At 39.9% G+C, this 17,701-nt stretch carries 17 protein-coding genes; 9 read left to right on the top strand and 8 right to left on the bottom strand.

The genetic code is table 11. From position 1 onward, the window contains the following. Positions 1-389: 389 nt before the first annotated feature. A complete protein-coding gene (locus AY633_RS07350) occupies positions 390-1,808 on the top strand; it encodes a murein hydrolase activator EnvC family protein (RefSeq protein WP_068487675.1) in 1,419 nt (472 codons plus the stop codon). A 120-nt stretch (positions 1,809-1,928) separates the two neighbouring features. Here the strand turns inward: AY633_RS07350 and AY633_RS07345 are convergent, their stop codons facing one another. Both AY633_RS07345 and AY633_RS07340 read right to left on the bottom strand, forming a co-directional pair. After that, positions 1,929-4,043 (bottom strand): heavy metal translocating P-type ATPase, encoded by a 2,115-nt coding sequence (locus AY633_RS07345; protein WP_068487674.1) that lies wholly within the window; start codon positions 4,041-4,043, stop codon positions 1,929-1,931. Beyond that, positions 4,040-4,417 carry an ArsR/SmtB family transcription factor gene (locus AY633_RS07340; RefSeq protein ID WP_068487673.1) on the bottom strand — a complete coding sequence of 126 codons (378 nt, stop codon included), beginning with the start codon at positions 4,415-4,417 and terminating at the stop codon, positions 4,040-4,042. The genes AY633_RS07345 and AY633_RS07340 overlap by 4 nt, the downstream gene beginning before the upstream one ends. Positions 4,418-4,588: 171 nt before the next feature. Here AY633_RS07340 and AY633_RS07335 point away from each other — a divergent pair, with 171 nt between their 5' ends. The 5 genes from AY633_RS07335 (at position 4,589) to resA (ending at position 8,031) form a co-directional block, all read left to right on the top strand. Continuing rightward, complete coding sequence (locus AY633_RS07335) at positions 4,589-5,146, top strand: copper resistance CopC family protein (RefSeq protein WP_068487672.1); 558 nt, start codon at positions 4,589-4,591, stop codon at positions 5,144-5,146. After that, the gene (locus tag AY633_RS07330) at positions 5,147-6,241 is read left to right on the top strand and encodes a copper resistance D family protein (RefSeq protein ID WP_068487671.1); all 1,095 of its coding nucleotides are present in this window, start codon (positions 5,147-5,149) and stop codon (positions 6,239-6,241) included. It begins immediately after the preceding gene. Positions 6,242-6,266: 25 nt separating this feature from the next. Next, a complete protein-coding gene (locus tag AY633_RS07325) occupies positions 6,267-6,944 on the top strand; it encodes a DsbA family protein (RefSeq protein ID WP_068487670.1) in 678 nt (225 codons plus the stop codon). After that, the gene (locus tag AY633_RS07320) at positions 6,944-7,384 is read left to right on the top strand and encodes a disulfide oxidoreductase (protein ID WP_068487669.1); all 441 of its coding nucleotides are present in this window, start codon (positions 6,944-6,946) and stop codon (positions 7,382-7,384) included. The genes AY633_RS07325 and AY633_RS07320 overlap by 1 nt, the downstream gene beginning before the upstream one ends. Positions 7,385-7,488: 104 nt before the next feature. Next, positions 7,489-8,031: a thiol-disulfide oxidoreductase ResA gene (resA, locus tag AY633_RS07315; RefSeq protein ID WP_068487668.1), complete on the top strand. Its 543-nt coding sequence runs from the start codon at positions 7,489-7,491 to the stop codon at positions 8,029-8,031. A gap of 282 nt (positions 8,032-8,313) precedes the next feature. On the opposite strand, the gene AY633_RS07310 is transcribed toward resA, so the two are convergent. Next, positions 8,314-8,805, bottom strand: a complete 492-nt coding sequence (locus AY633_RS07310; RefSeq protein WP_068487667.1) for a GNAT family N-acetyltransferase — start codon at positions 8,803-8,805, stop codon at positions 8,314-8,316. A gap of 571 nt (positions 8,806-9,376) precedes the next feature. Here AY633_RS07310 and AY633_RS07305 point away from each other — a divergent pair. Next, the gene (locus tag AY633_RS07305) at positions 9,377-9,772 is read left to right on the top strand and encodes a DUF5348 domain-containing protein (RefSeq protein WP_068487666.1); all 396 of its coding nucleotides are present in this window, start codon (positions 9,377-9,379) and stop codon (positions 9,770-9,772) included. 189 nt (positions 9,773-9,961) lie between these two features. Then, positions 9,962-10,324 carry a YolD-like family protein gene (locus AY633_RS07300; RefSeq protein WP_068487665.1) on the top strand — a complete coding sequence of 121 codons (363 nt, stop codon included), beginning with the start codon at positions 9,962-9,964 and terminating at the stop codon, positions 10,322-10,324. Positions 10,325-10,540: 216 nt separating this feature from the next. Here AY633_RS07300 and AY633_RS07295 read toward each other — a convergent pair whose 3' ends face one another. Continuing rightward, entirely contained in the window at positions 10,541-10,999 is a 459-nt protein-coding gene (locus AY633_RS07295) for a JAB domain-containing protein (protein WP_068487664.1), read from the bottom strand. Between the two features lie 1,145 nt (positions 11,000-12,144). Between AY633_RS07295 and AY633_RS07280 the strand changes: the two genes are divergently transcribed. Continuing rightward, on the top strand, positions 12,145-12,921 hold the full coding sequence (locus AY633_RS07280; protein ID WP_068487661.1) for a PAS domain-containing protein: 777 nt from the start codon (positions 12,145-12,147) through the stop codon (positions 12,919-12,921). 54 nt (positions 12,922-12,975) lie between these two features. Here the strand turns inward: AY633_RS07280 and xerS are convergent, their stop codons facing one another. From xerS to AY633_RS07260, 4 genes are all read right to left on the bottom strand, one after another. Then, complete coding sequence (gene xerS, locus AY633_RS07275) at positions 12,976-14,097, bottom strand: tyrosine recombinase XerS (RefSeq protein ID WP_068487660.1); 1,122 nt, start codon at positions 14,095-14,097, stop codon at positions 12,976-12,978. A gap of 79 nt (positions 14,098-14,176) precedes the next feature. Then, positions 14,177-14,920, bottom strand: a complete 744-nt coding sequence (locus AY633_RS07270; protein ID WP_068487659.1) for a Fic family protein — start codon at positions 14,918-14,920, stop codon at positions 14,177-14,179. An 87-nt stretch (positions 14,921-15,007) separates the two neighbouring features. Further along, complete coding sequence (locus AY633_RS07265) at positions 15,008-15,805, bottom strand: DUF3800 domain-containing protein (RefSeq protein WP_068487658.1); 798 nt, start codon at positions 15,803-15,805, stop codon at positions 15,008-15,010. A 1,426-nt stretch (positions 15,806-17,231) separates the two neighbouring features. Beyond that, positions 17,232-17,696 carry a hypothetical protein gene (locus AY633_RS07260; RefSeq protein ID WP_068487657.1) on the bottom strand — a complete coding sequence of 155 codons (465 nt, stop codon included), beginning with the start codon at positions 17,694-17,696 and terminating at the stop codon, positions 17,232-17,234. Positions 17,697-17,701 lie beyond the last annotated feature (5 nt).

Raw genomic sequence — 17,701 nt, 5'->3', positions numbered from 1 at the left:
GTCATAGTGGCTTTAGAATCGTTCAAGATGCTTGGGTATGTTATATATCCAAGCATCTTTATTTGATTCCGTTATCTCCTAATTAGGAGCATCGATTGGTACTTACAGAAAAAAATGAATAAAAAAGCTGAGATTCTGCACTGGGAAATACCTTGAATTAAAAACGAAATTGCAAGGTTCCTGTAACAAATGTAAAAGAGCACCATGATACACTGGTACAGTTGGATTTTAAAATCGGGTTTCTAGGATAATAAAGTGTTTTGAAATGACTGGTGAGTCCTGGAAGACAACTGATTATAAAACGATATATTTTAGCGCGAATTTTAAATGATGTAGTACTGACCTATACATAAAGAAATAAGAGTTAAAGTACGAGAGGGGAAGTAACAATGAGAAAGCAGTGGTTATTAACCGGTTTATCTTCTATTTTGGCATTCTCCATTTTAATGCCTACAGTAAATGCGGATAAATTGAGTGAACTCGAACAAGAGAAACAGGAAATAGAGCAAAAACAGAATGATTTAAACAAAGGAATTAATAATAAAGCAAACGAAATTTCCAAGAATCAATCAGCTCTGGAAAAAATCATGGAAGAAATTCAAAGCTTGGATAAACAAATTCAAGAAACGACATCAAAAGTTGCAGTTGTCGAAGGCGAAATTGAACAAACGACAGCGGAAATAAAGGATTTACAAGATTCAATCGCTAAGTTAAAGAAAAAAATTGATGAGCGAACAGAATTACTGAAAGAACGGGCACGAGCTATCCAAATGAGTGGCGGATCCGTTGATTATATAGATGTTTTGCTTGGGGCTGAGGATTTTGTTGATTTTATTGATCGATTTTCGGCTGTTAATACGTTAATTGAAGCCGACCGTGAAATCATGCGTACCCAAGAAGAAGATAAAGAATTATTGGCAAATCAAAAGGCCCAGGTGGAAACCAAGCTTGCTAAACAAGAAGAGCGTAGAGCAGAGCTTGAAAAACTTAGAAATGAGCTCAATGGACAAAAAGCTGAACAAGATGGTCTCGCAAAAGATTTGAAGGCAGAACAGCAGCGATTGGCAGCAGAAAAATCCGATTTAGAGCAACAACGTTCTGAAGCACTTGATGTATCAGCAGATTTAGAAAATCAAATTACCAAAGAGCAAGAACGTCTAGCCGAAGTAGCTAGAAAAGCTGAAGAAGAACGAAAACGTAAGTTAGCTCAGGAACGTAAAGCAGCAGCAGAGCAGGCAGCAAAGAAAAAAGCACAAGCACAAAAAGTACAAGCACAAAAAGCGCAAGAACAAAAAGCCGAAAAATCTGCGGAGTCTGTTGAAAGTTCGTCAAAATCTACAGAATCGGCTGTATTAGCAAGCGAGCCAGAAGCTCAGGCTACCCCAGCTGTATCGTCAGGATCTCCCTTCATTCGGCCGACTACTGGACGAGTGACATCTAACTTTGGATGGCGTGATATTGGTGATGGACCTGAGTTTACTTCAGGCATGGATATTGCAAATGGTGTCGGTACAGCAATAACAGCTGCTGCAGATGGATATGTTTCTCATGCAGGTGTTATGGGGGGATTAGGAAATGCGGTAGTTATCACCCATTCCGTCAACGGACAAACGTTCACTACTGTATATGGCCATATGAGCGCGCTTAACGTATCTGAAGGACAAAAAGTGACTCAGGGACAACGAATCGGCGGAATGGGAAGTACTGGCCGTTCTACAGGGTCACATCTTCATTTTGAAATTCACATTGGTATCTGGAATGGTTCAAGTTCAAATGCAGTAGATCCAAGAAACTACATCGGTTCTTGATAAGCAAATCTTTTCACCATGTTTCTATCCAAAAGAGCCAGCCGTTCAATAAATGAACGGCTGGCTCTTTTTATTAGTTAGGATTCCAGGATAAAACGATCCGGGTTATGCGGGGTTGGCTCAATATTTGGTTTTCATGAGGCGCAGAGAATTCAATACGACAATCAATGTGGCACCCATATCAGCAAATATGGCCATCCATAGTGTTAACCATCCAGGAATGATTAACAGCAAGGCTAGCAATTTAAGCCCTAAAGCAAAAGCTACGTTTTGAAAGATGATTTTCAAAGTTTTTCTGCTTAACCCAATAGTATAAGGGAGTTTATCTAAATCATCTGCCATAAGTGCGATATCTGCCGTTTCTAACGCTGTGTCAGTCCCGGCCCCGCCCATGGCAATTCCGACAGTAGAAGTTGCTAGTGCCGGCGCATCGTTTACTCCATCGCCAATCATTGCAACCTTGCCAAACTGTTTTCGTAAAGATTTAATGGCATCTAATTTATCTTCGGGCATTAAATCTGATCTAACTTCAGTCAAATGAAGTTTATTGCCGATTGAAGTAGCTGCCAGTTTATTATCACCTGTGAGCATAATCGTTTTCTGAATGCCCAAATCGTATAGTTTTTGAATGATAGTAGAGCTAGCGGATCTGATCTGGTCTTCTACTGCTATATATCCTTTGATCCCAGTGTGGGACCCTAACAGCATTACGGTCTTGCCGTCAGCTTGAAGCGCTTCAATACCCGCTGAAATTTCAGGTGACCGTTCTAATTCAGCTGTAAACAGATGAGGACTGCCAATGTAATACAGTTGGCCGTCGACTTCGGCTTTTGCGCCTTTGCCGGTCATGGACTGGAAGTTCTCTACTTCAGCTAAAATAATATTGGAGCTCTGCGCTTTTCGCAAAACAGCAGCCGCCAGCGGATGTTGAGAGAGGTTTTCAATGGATGCAGCTGTTTTAAGGACTTCTTTTTCAGTCATGGTTGACAGGGAAACAATATTCGTTACTTCGGGAGTTCCATGCGTTAGTGTCCCCGTTTTATCAAAAGCAATGACTTTGAGACGGCCAGTTTCTTCTAAGTGGATCCCCCCTTTAATCAATACGCCATTTCTAGCAGCATTGCCGATTGCTGTGACAATAGCGACAGGCGTAGAAATGACGAGAGCACAAGGGCACCCCACAACTAGAACTGCTAAGCCGCGATAAATCCATTCGTTCCATTCCCCATTTATAAGTAAGGGGGGGAGGACAGCGACTAAAAGGGAGATAATTAATATAGCTGGTGTGTAATACTTTGCGAACTTGTCTACGAACTGCTGGGAAGGGGCACGCTCTGCCTGGGCTTCCTCAACTAAGTGAATAATCTTTGCAATCGTAGTGTCTTCAGTTCTCTTGGTGATCCGGACTTCCAATGCACCCTCTTCATTGAGTGTGCCTGCAAATACTTCATCTCCAGCACTTTTATGGACAGGCAAAGATTCGCCTGTAATTGCTGCCTGATTAATTGACGAATTCCCTTTTGCGACAACGCCGTCCATTGCCAATTTTTGTCCTGGTTTAATGATCATGATGTCACCGACCTGAATGTCCTCTACATCTACTTCGAACTCTTGTGTTCCACGTTTGATTGTAGCTGTATTAGGTGCGATGTCCATTAGTGAACGAATGGAGTTTCTTGCTTTGTCCATGGAGTAGGTTTCCAATGCTTCACTGATTGCAAACAAAAAGACTACGACAGCACCTTCTCCCCATTCGCCAATAACTGCAGCTCCAATGACCGCGATGGTCATTAACGTTGTCATATCGAATTGGAACTTAATAAGATTTTTAAGCCCTTCCTTGAAAAGACTGAGACCGCCTGTCAAAATCGCTAGACCAAAAAGGCCGATAGTAATAACTTCTTCTTCGCCAATTTGAAGTGATGATATATAGCCGAGAATCAAAAAGAAGAGAGAAACCATGGTGGTTTGATTCGCTCGTTGCTTCCAAAACGGCTCTTTGGTTTCAGGCAATCGTTGGTGTTCAGGATATACCAGGATGCCATCGAAAGAACCGGCTTGCTCTAATTGTTCAATTGAGGCTTGTCCAGCGATGGTGATTTTTGAAGCTCCAAAGTTTAGTTTCACGTCTTCAACTGTAGGAATTTCTCGGATGTTTTTTTCGAACTTAGCGGCACAGCTGGTGCAGGATAGATTTTGGAGCTTGTAAATGTGTTGGTCCTGAGTTTCGCTCATTTGTATCGGTCCTCCTCTGCATGCTCGCAAGCAATGCGGACTAACTGGTGCACATGATCATCAGCTAGTGAATAAAAAACCAATTTCCCGCGTTTTTCATAATCTGCCAATCCCATATTACGCAAATAGCGCAGATGGTGCGAAGCAGTAGCTGTGGTTGTCCCTAGAATATTGGCCACGTCACAAACACATAATTCTTTTTCCAGTGTCAAAGCATAAGCAATTTTCAGTCGGGTCGCATCAGAAAGTGCTTTGAAGATTAACTCCACCCCACGAATGCCGACCATCTTAGGTTGAACCCTTCCAATCACTTCTTCGTCATAACAGAAAGTTTGGCATGTATCATTCTTTTTACTAATTTCGATTTCCTCCATTTTTACACCTCATTCAAATGTTCGTTTGAGTATTAGTTTAGAAAGAGTTCGTTGATTTGTCAATTCTAATATTCAAACGATTGTTTTAATGTTCAAAGATTCTTGGTAGACTTTATAAGAGGGAAAGTGGCTTATTAAATAAAAACAACCCATTCTGGAGGTTTTTAGCAAATGAAAAAAATATGGATAATGGCAGTATTGATACTGCTTATGTGTTCGACTACTGTTTCTGCTCATACTGCACTCGAAAAAAGTGTGCCGAGTGATGGAGCTACAGTGACTGAAGAACTTAATGAAATTGTTCTTGAATTCAATACCGCCTTGGAGAAAGGCAGCAACTTTACCGTGGAAAACCAAGAGGGCGAGGAAGTTCCTTTCAATGTTCAGCTTTTGGAACAATCAATGAGTGGGAATCCTAAGGGCAGCATGCCTGATGGGGACTATACTGTGAAATGGAAAATAATCGGCGCGGATGGGCATCCAATTGAAGGTATTTTAAGCTTTACCGCAAAAACAGGAGAGGTGAAGAAAACAGAGGATACAGAAGAGCAAATTACAGGTTCCCTTTCAGAGGTACCAACTAAAGAAACACAAACCTTTGAAACGGATCAGCAAACTAGCGAAACGACAACATCCAGTCCTCCGTATGCCGTAATAATCATTTTTATTATTTTGGCGATAATCGCAGCTGGTACATTCATGTGGGCGCTGGAGAGGCGAAAAAGTTAAATGATCTGGCTATACATAGCTGAAATGCTTCTATTTCTCTGTTTTTCGCTTTTAATTGGTTCGTTGCTTATTCACTTAGTTCCAGCCAATAAAAAGCCGGATCTGGTAATAAATAAACGCGTCCTACAAATTTCCATCTTGGGCATTGCTTTTTTATCGACAGCTCCCGTCATTCGGCTTGTAGTATTTCTATACGAAGATATCGGTCTTTTATTGACCGTTCAAAATGTAGTCGGGGAATTCGAGGTAGGGCAAGCGTGGTCAGTAACGGTTTTAACTTCTCTTTTTTTCTATTTTTTCGTATCAGTTACTCCCGTTTTTAAGAGCAAAGTATTGATCGTTGTCTCCCTCGTTTTTACTTTTCTGCTCCTTCTCGCGTTGGGATGGGGAAGCCATGCAGCTTCATTAACAGATGGAAGTGGATTTATTTTTCATACTTTACACTTTACAGCTGCAACGGTTTGGATAGGTATTTTACTTATTGTTAGCTGGTTTTCAGTGTCTTCTAAAAACTGGCTCCCATTTATAAAATGGTTCACTCCACTTGCTATCATATGTTTAATTATCATTTCGGCTTCAGGATTATATATCATGACTTTGGCGTTGAATTTAAAAGACTATACGGATGCGTGGCAAATGCCATATGGCCAAGCAATTTTAGTGAAACATTTATTAATTCTTCCAGTATTACTCTTTGCTTTCATCAATGGCGTATTCATTAGAGCGAAATTAAGCAGAGGGAAAAAGGTAAATCCATTGCCTTGGGCCAGAGCAGAAAGCGTTGTATTGTTACTTGTATTGTCGGCAACTGCAGTATTAGGGCAACAAGAACCTCCCCATTCAATCGAATCGTTTATAAGAATGAATGGAGCTTCCAATCTTTTTGCTTATTTTCATACTGATTCGATGGATACTGCGATGCATCTGCAATTTGAGTGGAGCATTCTTGGCGTTTTGTTTTTGTTTCTCGGCACAGCCTTTGGCAGTCTTGTCATTTATAGTTTCAAGCAAAAAATCCCTGTATATTTGACATTGGTGATGGGATTGTTTTGTGTGTTGAGTTTTTATGTAGGCTTAATGCTCAGCGTTGGATAATAAAAGTAGAAAAGAGGATATAAAAATGGGAAATAAATCGAAGCAATCTAAAATGAAATGGATCGTCCTAGCAACCGCTGTATTAGCAGTAATTGTATCCGTCATAGTGGTATTTCTGAATCAAGAGGAAGCACCCGCTGTAGAAACAGCACAAGTGGATGTTTCCGGACAGCCCACTTTAGGTGAGGGCAATGCTCCAGTGACAGTAGTGGAATACGGTGACTTTAAGTGCCCATCTTGTAAAGCTTGGGGAGAAATGGTATATCCTCAGCTTGTAGAGGACTATGTGGAAACAGGAAAGGTGAAGTTTTCTTATATTAATGTATTTTTTCACGGAAATGAGTCTGTATTAGGTTCTTTGGCTGCGGAGTCGGTTTATGAGCAGAGCCCAGAAATTTATTGGGAGTTTCATAAAGCTCTTTATGATGCCCAACCAGTAGAAGACCATGATGCCGCATGGATTACTCCAGAAAAATTGATGGAAGTAGCATCAGCATTTCCAGAGATTGACCAGGTTCGTCTAAAGGAAGACATCGAACAAGTGTCACAACAAGAACAGCTCCAAAAGGATGAAGCTCTAGTGGAAGAAGCTGGTGTTTCTCAAACACCTACTATTTCAGTTAACGGCCAACAATTGGAAGACCCCTTTGATTATGATGCGATCAAAGCCTTGATTGATCAAGAATTGGAAGGTGCAGAGTGATGGCGAAAGAACAAGGACAGTCTGGAAAAACGGGGATTCTACTCTATAGTGCGTGGTTTGTTTCCCTAGTAGCGATGCTGGGAAGCCTATACTTCAGTGAAGTGCAAGGTTTTATTCCGTGCGAACTTTGCTGGTATCAACGGATTGCCATGTATCCCTTAGTGCTGATTTTGGGCATTGCAACCTTTACAAACGACACTAAAGCGCCTCGTTACGTTTTGCCACTCTCCCTTTTGGGTGGGAGTATTTCCGTTCTGCACTACTTGGAACAAAAAATTCCTGGGTTTGGTGGATTCAAGCCCTGTGTCAATGGGGTTCCATGCAGCTCAGAATATATCAATTGGGCAGGTTTCATCACGATTCCATTCTTGGCATTGATTGCCTTTGTTTTAATCACGGTAACTATGCTATTACTGGCATTTAGAGAATCTCGTTCTTAATCTGTATATGCATCTCAAGTTATTCTGTCTTTGCTGTGAGGTTTAACAATTTCTATGGTTTTGGGTCTAGTAAAGATGAAAGATTAGTACTGAGGGGGGAACGTATGGCTGTAAGAAAAAAGCAACGTTTAATTTTGAGAAGTGTTATCTTGCTTGTCATGACGGGTGCCATCATATTTACGATTTATAATGCACTAACGAAAGAGCAAAGTGAGGTATTACAGGTAGGAGACAAGGCACCTGATTTCACCTTAACTGACTTAAATGGGCAGCGCCAGCAACTATCTGAGTATAGAGGACAAGGAGTTTTTGTAAACTTTTGGGGAACTTGGTGCAAACCATGTGAGAAAGAGTTTCCATTGATGGAAAAGCAATACCAGAATTACAAGGATCAAGGCGTGCAAATATTGGCTGTAAATATTGCTCAGTCTGACTATGAAGTGAAACAATATGCAGAACAAAAAAACTTAACCTTCCCAATTGTTATTGATAAAAATAAAAGTGTAATGGAGGCATACAACATTCGCCCACTTCCTACTACCATGTTGATCAATCCAGATGGAGATATCGTAAAAATCATTACCGGTGAAATGTCGGAGGAAGACATAAGAAGGTACATGGAAGAGATTAAACCAAAAGCTTCCTGAAGGGGTTAATAAGAGAACAGCTCTCTGTTTAAATTCCTTTGTTTTAAAGCAAAGGCCTATGGAATTTTTTCCTTGGCCTTTTTTTATTGAAGCGTATTTAAAACAAGCCCGACGTTTTAGTTTAAGAGCTTTAAGAGATCGAGTGACACAATTAAATTTTAGAAGTTGAGGAAGAATTATCTTTTAAAAAACTGAACTGACCCCCGATTGGTAGACACTTTAAGAAAGTGACTACCAGTCGGGGGTTTTTTCTGGTTATATTATTTGAAGCGTGTTTATAAGCTAAACTGTGAAGAATCTTTGAATCGGTCCAGGCCATTGGTCTAGATAAAATTCCGAGTAATTATTGTTAGTATACTCAGAAATTACCTCTCTCCAAAACTTTTGAGCTGGAAGGTTGGTTTCAAGTTCCGCCACTTCCCAAGTATCTTGAAAGAGATTGAAAATATGAAAGGCTGCTCGTTTTCCAACACCTTCTTTTCGATATTTTCTCATTACAAAAAACTCACACATTTTCATATAAGAAGGATTACTTGCATCTTCAACAGTTATCTTACGTACCAAAGCAAATCCTGCATACTTACCGTCCACTTGAAATAAAAATGGATAGTGGTTTGGTTCGTTCCAATAACAATCCAGATATTTATAGCCAAACAATCCATTTTCATCTACATCTTCAGATTCAAACTCTGAAAAATCATATTGGTACAATTCCAATAAATTCTTTAAAATCTCTTTCCGTTCCACGATTGGTTGAATGATTTCAATTTTCATTATTATCCCCCATATAAGTAGTTTATTTATTAGATAATAAACTTTAAATGTGAAAAAAGTGTCGAGTATAGCTAGTAATTTAAATGTTCTGATTGAAATTACGATGGAGAATTAGCAGTTATATAAATAGAAAGGGCTAAGTAAGTCTGGTTAAAGCCTACTTTGTTGCCCTTTTATCTATGACTCTTAAAAGAGAATCCATAAAGATAGAGGAGTGAAGTGAACTTTGGTGTACTCCATATCTAAATATATAGAATAATTACTTAAAAAAGTACAGAGAGGGGCCGGAATAGTGATTCGATTTGATCGATATGAAGAAAATCGGCTATATTGAGGATTTACAGAGAGAGAGCTAGAGGTTATTTTAACGATACTGGAAAAAATTCTGAACAATGAAATCACAAGGCGAATGGATGTATTGAAAACGACTTTTCGAAAAAGAAAAATAGAAGAACGCGAATCAAAAGGTAAAGAATGAAAAAGATAGCTTAAAGTTCAGTGTATAAATGCGATATAATAGAAAGAACTTGTTCATCCGAGAAACTGAAACAAACATTGAGGGGGCATTTACTTGAGATTAGAAGAGGCCAAGAAAAAGTTGGCGGCTACGTTGCCTGCTTTAAAAGGGATATCAAAAGAAGAAGAGTTTGAGCACGACCGTGAAGATCCGGAACAACGCTTTGAAGAGCGAGAAATTCGGAAAGTGGCAGACCATCTGTATAGCTTAATTTATTCGGTTGAGTACCTTCAGAAACCGATCCAAGCCAGTGGAAGAATTATTAAACGGTCAGATGGACGTTATGAAATCGAAGGTGCTGAAGATTACTTTACGTCGGGCAGTCCCCTTGAAATCTGGGATGAATCACAAGAAATATACGCACGAACACGAATTGAGCATGACGGTGAGGATTACTTTGCGGTAGGCATCAAACAACCTTTGGAGGGTCTACAAGCAAGGTGTCGATAATATAAGAGACTCTTTCTGCAGCAACAGCAATAAACTGAATGATGTGATTCGAAAAATAGCGAGAACCCATTTTCTTGGTCTTCAAGAGAATGGGTTTTTGTGTGCTTATTTATAAAGGGAGGATTCAGAGCGCTTCTAGAGTGGTATGATAAGAACGTATGTTCTTTTTATTTGAAAGGAGGCGATAGCATGAAAACAACAAAACACACAAAACAAGTAGGGGCTGTCAGCGATCGAGGGTTAATCAAGTGGCAAGGGATGCTGCTAACGGAACACGTCCGGTTAATCAAAGCATTCTACGAGGAACAGGACCAGGTGCCGAAACCCGAATTGACCGAGTTTGATTTGCAAGCCATTCAGGAAGAAGTGGAAATCGCCATGAGCCGAAGATGTGAGGTCCAACTGAAGACATGGAAAAACGGCGCGTTTTTTACGCATACCGGGGTGATTCAAGAAATCGATTTGAAGAATGGTCAACTGATTTATGAAGATGCATCCGGACGGCAGCGATTACCGGTTGAGAGCTTAGTAGGCATTCAGTTAGTGGATTGATTCAAATGATCAAAAGGAAATGGCGGATGCAAGGTAGGTGGCATCGGTCATTTCCTTTTTCCTTGCCATTGTTTCTGCGCAGCCATGAGGTTTGCGGAATCTCCCTTACAAAAGGCAAATCCCGTGTCTGAGATTTGCCTTCTGAGGGATTTATCTTTACTTGGACGATAGATGATACGGTTCATTTCGCCTGAGAAGCCTGTAGGGAAGGGGTTTTTAGATTACCCCAAGTTCCCTCAAGGAAACGCCATCTTTTTGGCTGACAATCAGTGAATCCAACACTTCAATGCCAATCAGTTCGCCGGCATCCATCAATCGCTTGCTGACAGCTACGTCTTCATTAGAATATTGGCAGTCGCCGGAGGGATGGTTATGAGCTATTAAAATACTTCCGGAGTTATTCAAAATGGCGGCTTTGAACACTTCGCGTGGATGAACGACACTGGCATTCAAGCTTCCGGTGTGGCAACGATGAACCACCGAGATTTCATTTTTGATGTTCAAGCAGATGACCAAGAAGACCTCCCGGTCCTCATCCCCGATTAAGGCTTTCGCAAAGTTAATGGCGTCTTTAGAACTCTGAATGCGTTCAGGAAGGACACTTTTATAGGTTTCTTCGACTTCTTTCACTTCTTGTTTAATGCGTGTGATTTCAATGATTTTTTCGAGTTTCATGGGTATCGCTCCTTTGTGGTTTTGTCCGCCGGGCGGGAATGGTCCCAAAAGGGATTATTTTTTGCCTTTTGGTAAGGAGGACGGCCACACCCCATAGCCGACCAGTCAAGGGTCCCAGCGCCAAAGTTTTTTAGCGAAGCCAATCTAAAAAAGTTTGGTGCCCCTTGACTGAACACGGGCTTTGTCGGCTCCTGTCTTGGCTCGAAATAGGGATAGGGTGAAGCCAAGGAATCTGTCCGTATTTCGAGCTTAGACAGGCTGGGGCTGTGTACGCTCCGGTGGCCAAAAGCAAAAAATAACAACAAAAGGCAGCCGTTTCGGCTGCCTTCCCACTTGCTTGGTCTTCTGTTGTTCGACTCGTTCACCCGATAAGAAAAAGACAGGAATCTAGGGGCTGTTTCCGGCAGGTTACAGCCCCTGATTATCGGCTTTTTTAGGGGGAAGCGACACATAGAGCGCCTTGAAACGACGGTTGCTAGGCGCTCTTGTGCAGTCATCCAAAAAAGTCCTTCTCATTAGAAAGAATTAGACTGAAGTCCTTTGAAAGAATTCTCAATCGTTGCGGTTCGTCTCCATCAGAAAACTGATAAGCACACTCTGTAAGAAGGAAAAACAGATGAATGGCTAGAATAGTAAAAGAATGAGAAGATACGGGGGTGGGGATTGATGAAAGAGAAGACAAGGTTTCAGCGCCGAGTAGAGCATACCTCTTGCCTATATGGACCGCAGCTGTTGCTGCGATTTGAATTTTTGCATAATCGTCAGAATATGCGGAAGTCCGAGATTACGTTAAGGGAATTTCTTTTCCTGGCTCAGTGCAATGAAAAAATAACTCAAAGGAAACAACTGCAAGGAATATTTGGAACACAAACGGTCCAGTCCTTCTACCGAATACAATCAAAGCAATAGAGCTTGAAATAGCCAAGCTGTTCTGCGCATCATCCAATAGAATTTCCGCCTCATTTCCCCTCGAGCCCTCTCAACTATAAACACATTCCAAAGTGAGAAGAATCTGGAAGCATAGTGGAAGCCCCAGTTTTTTTGCATCCAAAGTAAGTGCGAAAAAAGTGGTCTATGCATTTACTAGGCAATCAGTAACCGTTTCACTAAGGTGAAGACGTCAAAATCCGACAGGAGCTTTATACATGAAATATCTTAAACATGAAACACGTAATCAACTCTTAGAGGCCATGGTTAATGGCAGCCGAGTAGCCACTGTCGTCACGGATCCTCAACAAGAAGACAACCCTATTATTTATAGCAATCAAACCTTCGAAAAATTAACCGGCTACACTCAAGAAGAGGTTATTGGGCGTAATTGCCGATTTCTACAGGGAGAAGATACCGATCAAAGCGTTGTTCAGCAAATTAGAGAAGCCATAGCTAATCAACACTCTTTAGTTGTGACTTTGAAGAATTACCGGAAAGACGGGACGAGCTTCTGGAATCGCTTGCAAATGGAGCCAGTCAAATTGGGGAACGATGTTTATTTCGTTGGCACTCAAACGGATGTGACCAATGAGGTGTATCAGCAACTACTATTGAATGAAAAAGAACATGAGCTGAATGAGCAGCTTTTGCCGATCATGCCAATTAGTTCGAATATCGGTGCCGTGGCACTTGTTGGACGAATGAATAATCATCGATTTTCTGTATTAACCTCAAAACTAAGCGACTTTGTTCAAGAGACATCTACACATTACATCTTGATTGATGTGACGGGAGTCCTATGGGAGCGTGATTTTTTATATCATCACCTCCTAATGGTGCAGGATGTCTTGCGCTTAATGGGCAGCGAGTTGCATGTAACGGGAATCAGTCCAGCGACCGCCATTCAGATTGCCCAAAATCAAGAGGACACTAGGCGATTAAAAACTTATTCCAGTGTCCAACAAGCAATGCAACGGCTGCTTGCAGCTTAACTGCAAAAGACCGGAAGAGAGCGAACTGCTTGTCTTCCGGTCTTTTACATGTCTCTATAGTGAACTGTTCTTTGTGCGATTCGCTTCCATTTTCGCCAAAACTTGTTGCTGATCCTTATTCGATAGGTTGGTATAGAGGGAAGTGGTTTCAATATTGCTATGCCCCAATTGATCTCTAAGGAGCACGATATTGCCGCCATTCCGGATAAAGTCCGCTGCAAAACTATGCCGAAGCTTGTGAGGACTCATGCCTTCCCCTTGGGCAAAGGCCGCTGTGTATTTGTTCACCAGGTTTTCAATCGACCGACGAGAGAGAGGACGCGCAGCTCCACCATATAGAGTAACAAAAAGAAAAGGGACTTCATTGCTGGCTTTATAGCGACTTTCTCGAATGCTGAGATAAGATTTCAAGTGACCCATCGCTTGATCCATGACACCGACCGTGTCTTCTTTCGAGCCCTTCCGTTTGATATCAATCAGCTGTTTCTTCAAATTGACTTTCTTCGTTAGAATCCGTGCAGTTTCACCGAGGCGAATGCCGCTGCCAAGGAAGAGGGAGAGGATGGCCAGGTCCCGTTCTTTGTCACGGGAAAAACGTTGTTTTGAAATGCCACTCGTCAGGGTGGCTCCATAGTCATGCTCGACAAAATGAAGAAATTCATGAATTTCCTGTTCATTCAAGATGACCGAGCTGATTTTTTGAGCCCTGCGACTTGCTGTTTCTTTTTTCGTATGTAGCACGATTTTGCTCATCACGTTCCGGTAAAAGTAGGATTCTCCATCTTCCGTTTCAGTTTCCTTCGTCAAGTAGTTAAAAAGAGACTTCAGCGCATGAATAGACAAATTCACAACCGCGTCGCCTCGCTTTTTTGTGGTGTCTTTTTCGTAAGGAATGGTTTCCTCTCGCAAATACTCAATGTAGAGTTCCATGTCTTGTTTTTTCATTTCTGCCAATAGCGTATAAGGAATTGAAGCCACGTCAGGAGACGTTGCCAGACCTTCATGCCGCAGCCATTGAAAGAAGTGCTGGTAGCGATACAAGTACTGCAATAAGGTATCAGGGGAGAGTCCGGCCCGTTTTTTCGATCGGACATATTCGACCACGTAAAAAGGCATGGTAGTGAGCTGTGTTTCAATACGTTGGAGGACTTGAAGTTCTTCGGGTGTCATGGCCATATTAGTTGTTCCTCCTTAAAAGTAGGAATAATAACTTCGCAAAATGTAATTTAAGCGAACATATAAGTAAGAAAAACGGTTATCGAACCGCTTTTAAGTAATTGGTTAAACTTTCTTCAACGCAACCGGCAATTAGCGCGATGAACGGTTGGACATTGTTTCTTACGCTAGCCATTTCCAACGTTTCATAATAGGCCAACCGTTGCTCATTCTCGGCTTTTACGATAGCGGGAGGGAAGCCATGGCTCATGAGGATTAAATTCATCAATAACCTTGCTGTCCGTCCATTGCCATCGGCAAACGGATGGATATAAACAAATTTAAAATGAAACAATGCGGCCAGTTCAACAGGATGAAGACGATTTTTCTCTCGTTCATACCAGTCGAAGAGATCCTTCATTTCATGTGGGACTTGAAGAAAGTGCGGCGGTTCATGCTGGCTGCCGGAGATTCGGACGCTAATCGAGCGGTAAGTACCAGCATTTTCATCATCGATATTTTTTAAAATCAAGTGATGAATCTTTTTTAACGTTTGCTCATCAAGAGGCTCTGTCCGATTGACTTGATTCTCTATGAAACTGATGGCTTCCGAATGGTTGATTACCTCAAAGTGTTCCTGTATCCGCTTGCCACCAATGGCCAGTCCTTCTTCAAGAATGATTTTCGTTTCGATAAGGGACAGCGTATTCCCCTCAATTGCATTGGAGTTATATATCCATTCCACGCGCTCTGCTTTTTTGAGATTATTGAAAGCAGCTATTGGAAAGGGTAGAAGTCGATCGAATTCTGCTTTTAGCTGATTTACATGATAAAAACCTTCCATAATCCAGCACCTGGCCCTCCGGCATTCAATGAATTATTTCTGAAATGACTTCTTAGTTAATGGATCAATTGATAACTTGGATAAGAATCACAGGTTTTCACCCAAGAATATATTAAAGTAATTAGTAAATGGTGTATCAATCAAGTCATTTGATTGACCCCATTCATACAGTTTAATTCGGTTTAAAAAGGAGTGGAAACTTTCGTTTTGATTAATTAAATCCAAAATCAGCTTATTTTTGGCTCTTTTAGCTGCAGATGTTCCAGTCGGATTTTCTATAATTGTTCGAACGATTCCAAGTAATAAATCGGTTAATTCTATTCCGTATTCCTGTTGTTTCTTCATATACTGAACATTGCTTAATTGAAAATTTTCGCCTCTGTAGATGGATTGAATGTTGAGCTGTTCAAACATTTGCCTGCGCAAATCATAATTCTTAGCTTCATATGTATTGTCATGTTCGATCGCCACATCGGCATCCACAAATGAGTGACTTCCATATTTACGAATTAGTCCATAAACAACTCGTTCCGGAAATTTAGTATAAATTGTATGATCTACCACATCGGTGAACTTCTCTTTGATTCTTTGGGAATCCAGTTGAATCTTATTTTGATTATAAGAAATTACATTCATTTTAATTAGGTGCTGATGTTTCATGGCTGTAAGGATGATTTTTTCTATCTTTTTCCGGGTTTGGCCATGTCCCCGGTAAGTAGCCCAATGGATATCGGAATGTCGAATGATTTCGTTCAGTTCTTGTAGTTCCGGTAAATTGTATAAGTTTGAAGGCAGTAAAATGGCACCCATTAAGTGGGTTTTTTCTGAGTATTTGCCGCTTTCATCAAAGAAGATTTTAACAGGAAAAGATTTTCTTTCGGTCACCACTACACCGCCTTAATGGTTTTTAATTAAATCTTATAACTTTACAAATCACTTTATTTACGTGATAATAAAGATAAATAAAATAACAGAATTTAAATACTTTAAGTAACATTTTATTGGTTGCTCCTAAATTCGCAGCTTGTGAAATGTTACGTATTAAAGCCTATTGGTTGCTCCTTAATCTGCAGCTTGTAGGTTTTTGTTTTGGGCTAAAAGAGCTGACTTTTATAAAGTTGGATCTTTTCTTATTATACCACATCTAATTATTCGTTAAATTAATATTTTGCGAATAAATATAATGTTATTTTTTATAAAAAGTAAATTCTTAAGAAAAGGTGTCTCTGTTTTCTCAATAATCAGTGAATACTTTTATTAATCAAAATATCTTTTGGTTGGTCGGCGAAAAAATTTCACACTTGTTTAAAGCAATTTTGATGGCGAAATGTTTATAAAAATGCGGATGAAAAATCTAGAAGCTTAACTATTTTCATATACATCGATTATTAGATGTAATTGACAGCTATATTCAACCCTGTAAAATCGTCTTTTAACTGCTTTGTCCTGCAAGTAAAATGACAAATGGAGTTGCTATCTTTAAGGTGAGTTTGTAACAAAACTCAATCATTTAAATAAATTGGTATCTATACTATCATCTTGGATGTTGCTTATCCAGAAAAAAGCAGCTTAGAATATGCAAAGGAACATTGCCTATACCTCATTTCCAAAAAAAAAGCTGGAATGTGGCTGTGTAGAGTTAGTTATGTGATAATCCGGATAGCTCACTAAAAAAAACGGCCAAAATCAAAAAGATACGTACTATTTGGATATTGAGCATTGCAAGCGATGTCCAATGCGAAACGGCTGTTATAGAGCATGCGTCAAATGCAAGACCTATTTCGCTAAAAACAAATCAACTGCACATCTTAATTAATTGAATTTTACGTTAATATATTTTTTCAAGGAAACTGCTAAAGAGCGACGCAAAATTGAGGTCGAAAATAGCGAATTGAAGAATTGGTATATCTACAGAGTAGCTATGGACAACGCATTAACCAATATAGAATGGCGAGGTCGCATGTCTATTTTCATAGTGAACTTAAAACTAATCTTTCGAGTATTAGTAAGTCCCACACTAGTTCCAAATGGCAAATGATAGACGAAAAAGCCAGAAAAGCACAATTCTATGCTTTTCCAGCTTTTTAGTTCCTTACACCACTCTTGAAAAAGAGTTTTTCAGTTGCCTCTCACTGACGCTGTTTCATTTTAAATTTTTGATGAAACAGATTTCAGAAAAGCTTGAAATTAAACTCTGTTCATTCCCTGAGGTAATACTTAGTTAACAAAAACCCATTGACTTACTGATCGCAAAAACAAATATTGGATATAACAATGTGAAAAATTTTTAATCAACAAGGTTTTACTTAATTTAATTTACATCAATAATTAAAGTATCAACCTTTGTTTGAAAATTCCACCAGGACATTAAAAACAATTTATTTGTCAAATCCTCAGTAGTGGAATTTACTTCTAAAATAATATCCTCTGTTTTATTCTCAGTTGCATTGCTTACAACAATTAATTTAAACGAGGCATTATGGAAATAGACTTGTAATTGTTCGAGTTTGTAAATAAGATTTCTTAATTTTTGTGGCATATTTTCCTTCTCTTTCCAGTCCTCGAATTCTCCCTGAAACTCCTGATCAACAATTTCTATGACTTCTTCTCCTAAATAGTCTTTTAAGTATTCTAATTTTCTTTCTTCAATTTGATTTTTTGATGAAACTATATAACCGTCTTTTTGAAGGTTCTCAAATATTTTATCATAATCATTCTTTTCTTTCTCAACAAAAGTCAATAATTGACTACAGTCGAAGATGGTAATATTAGACATACTTT

The sequence above is a fragment of the Planococcus maritimus genome (assembly GCF_001592825.1).
Taxonomy (GTDB): domain Bacteria; phylum Bacillota; class Bacilli; order Bacillales_A; family Planococcaceae; genus Planococcus; species Planococcus maritimus_C.
Note: the sequence above shows the minus strand (reverse complement) of the source record. Positions and strands in the feature narration are given on the sequence as shown.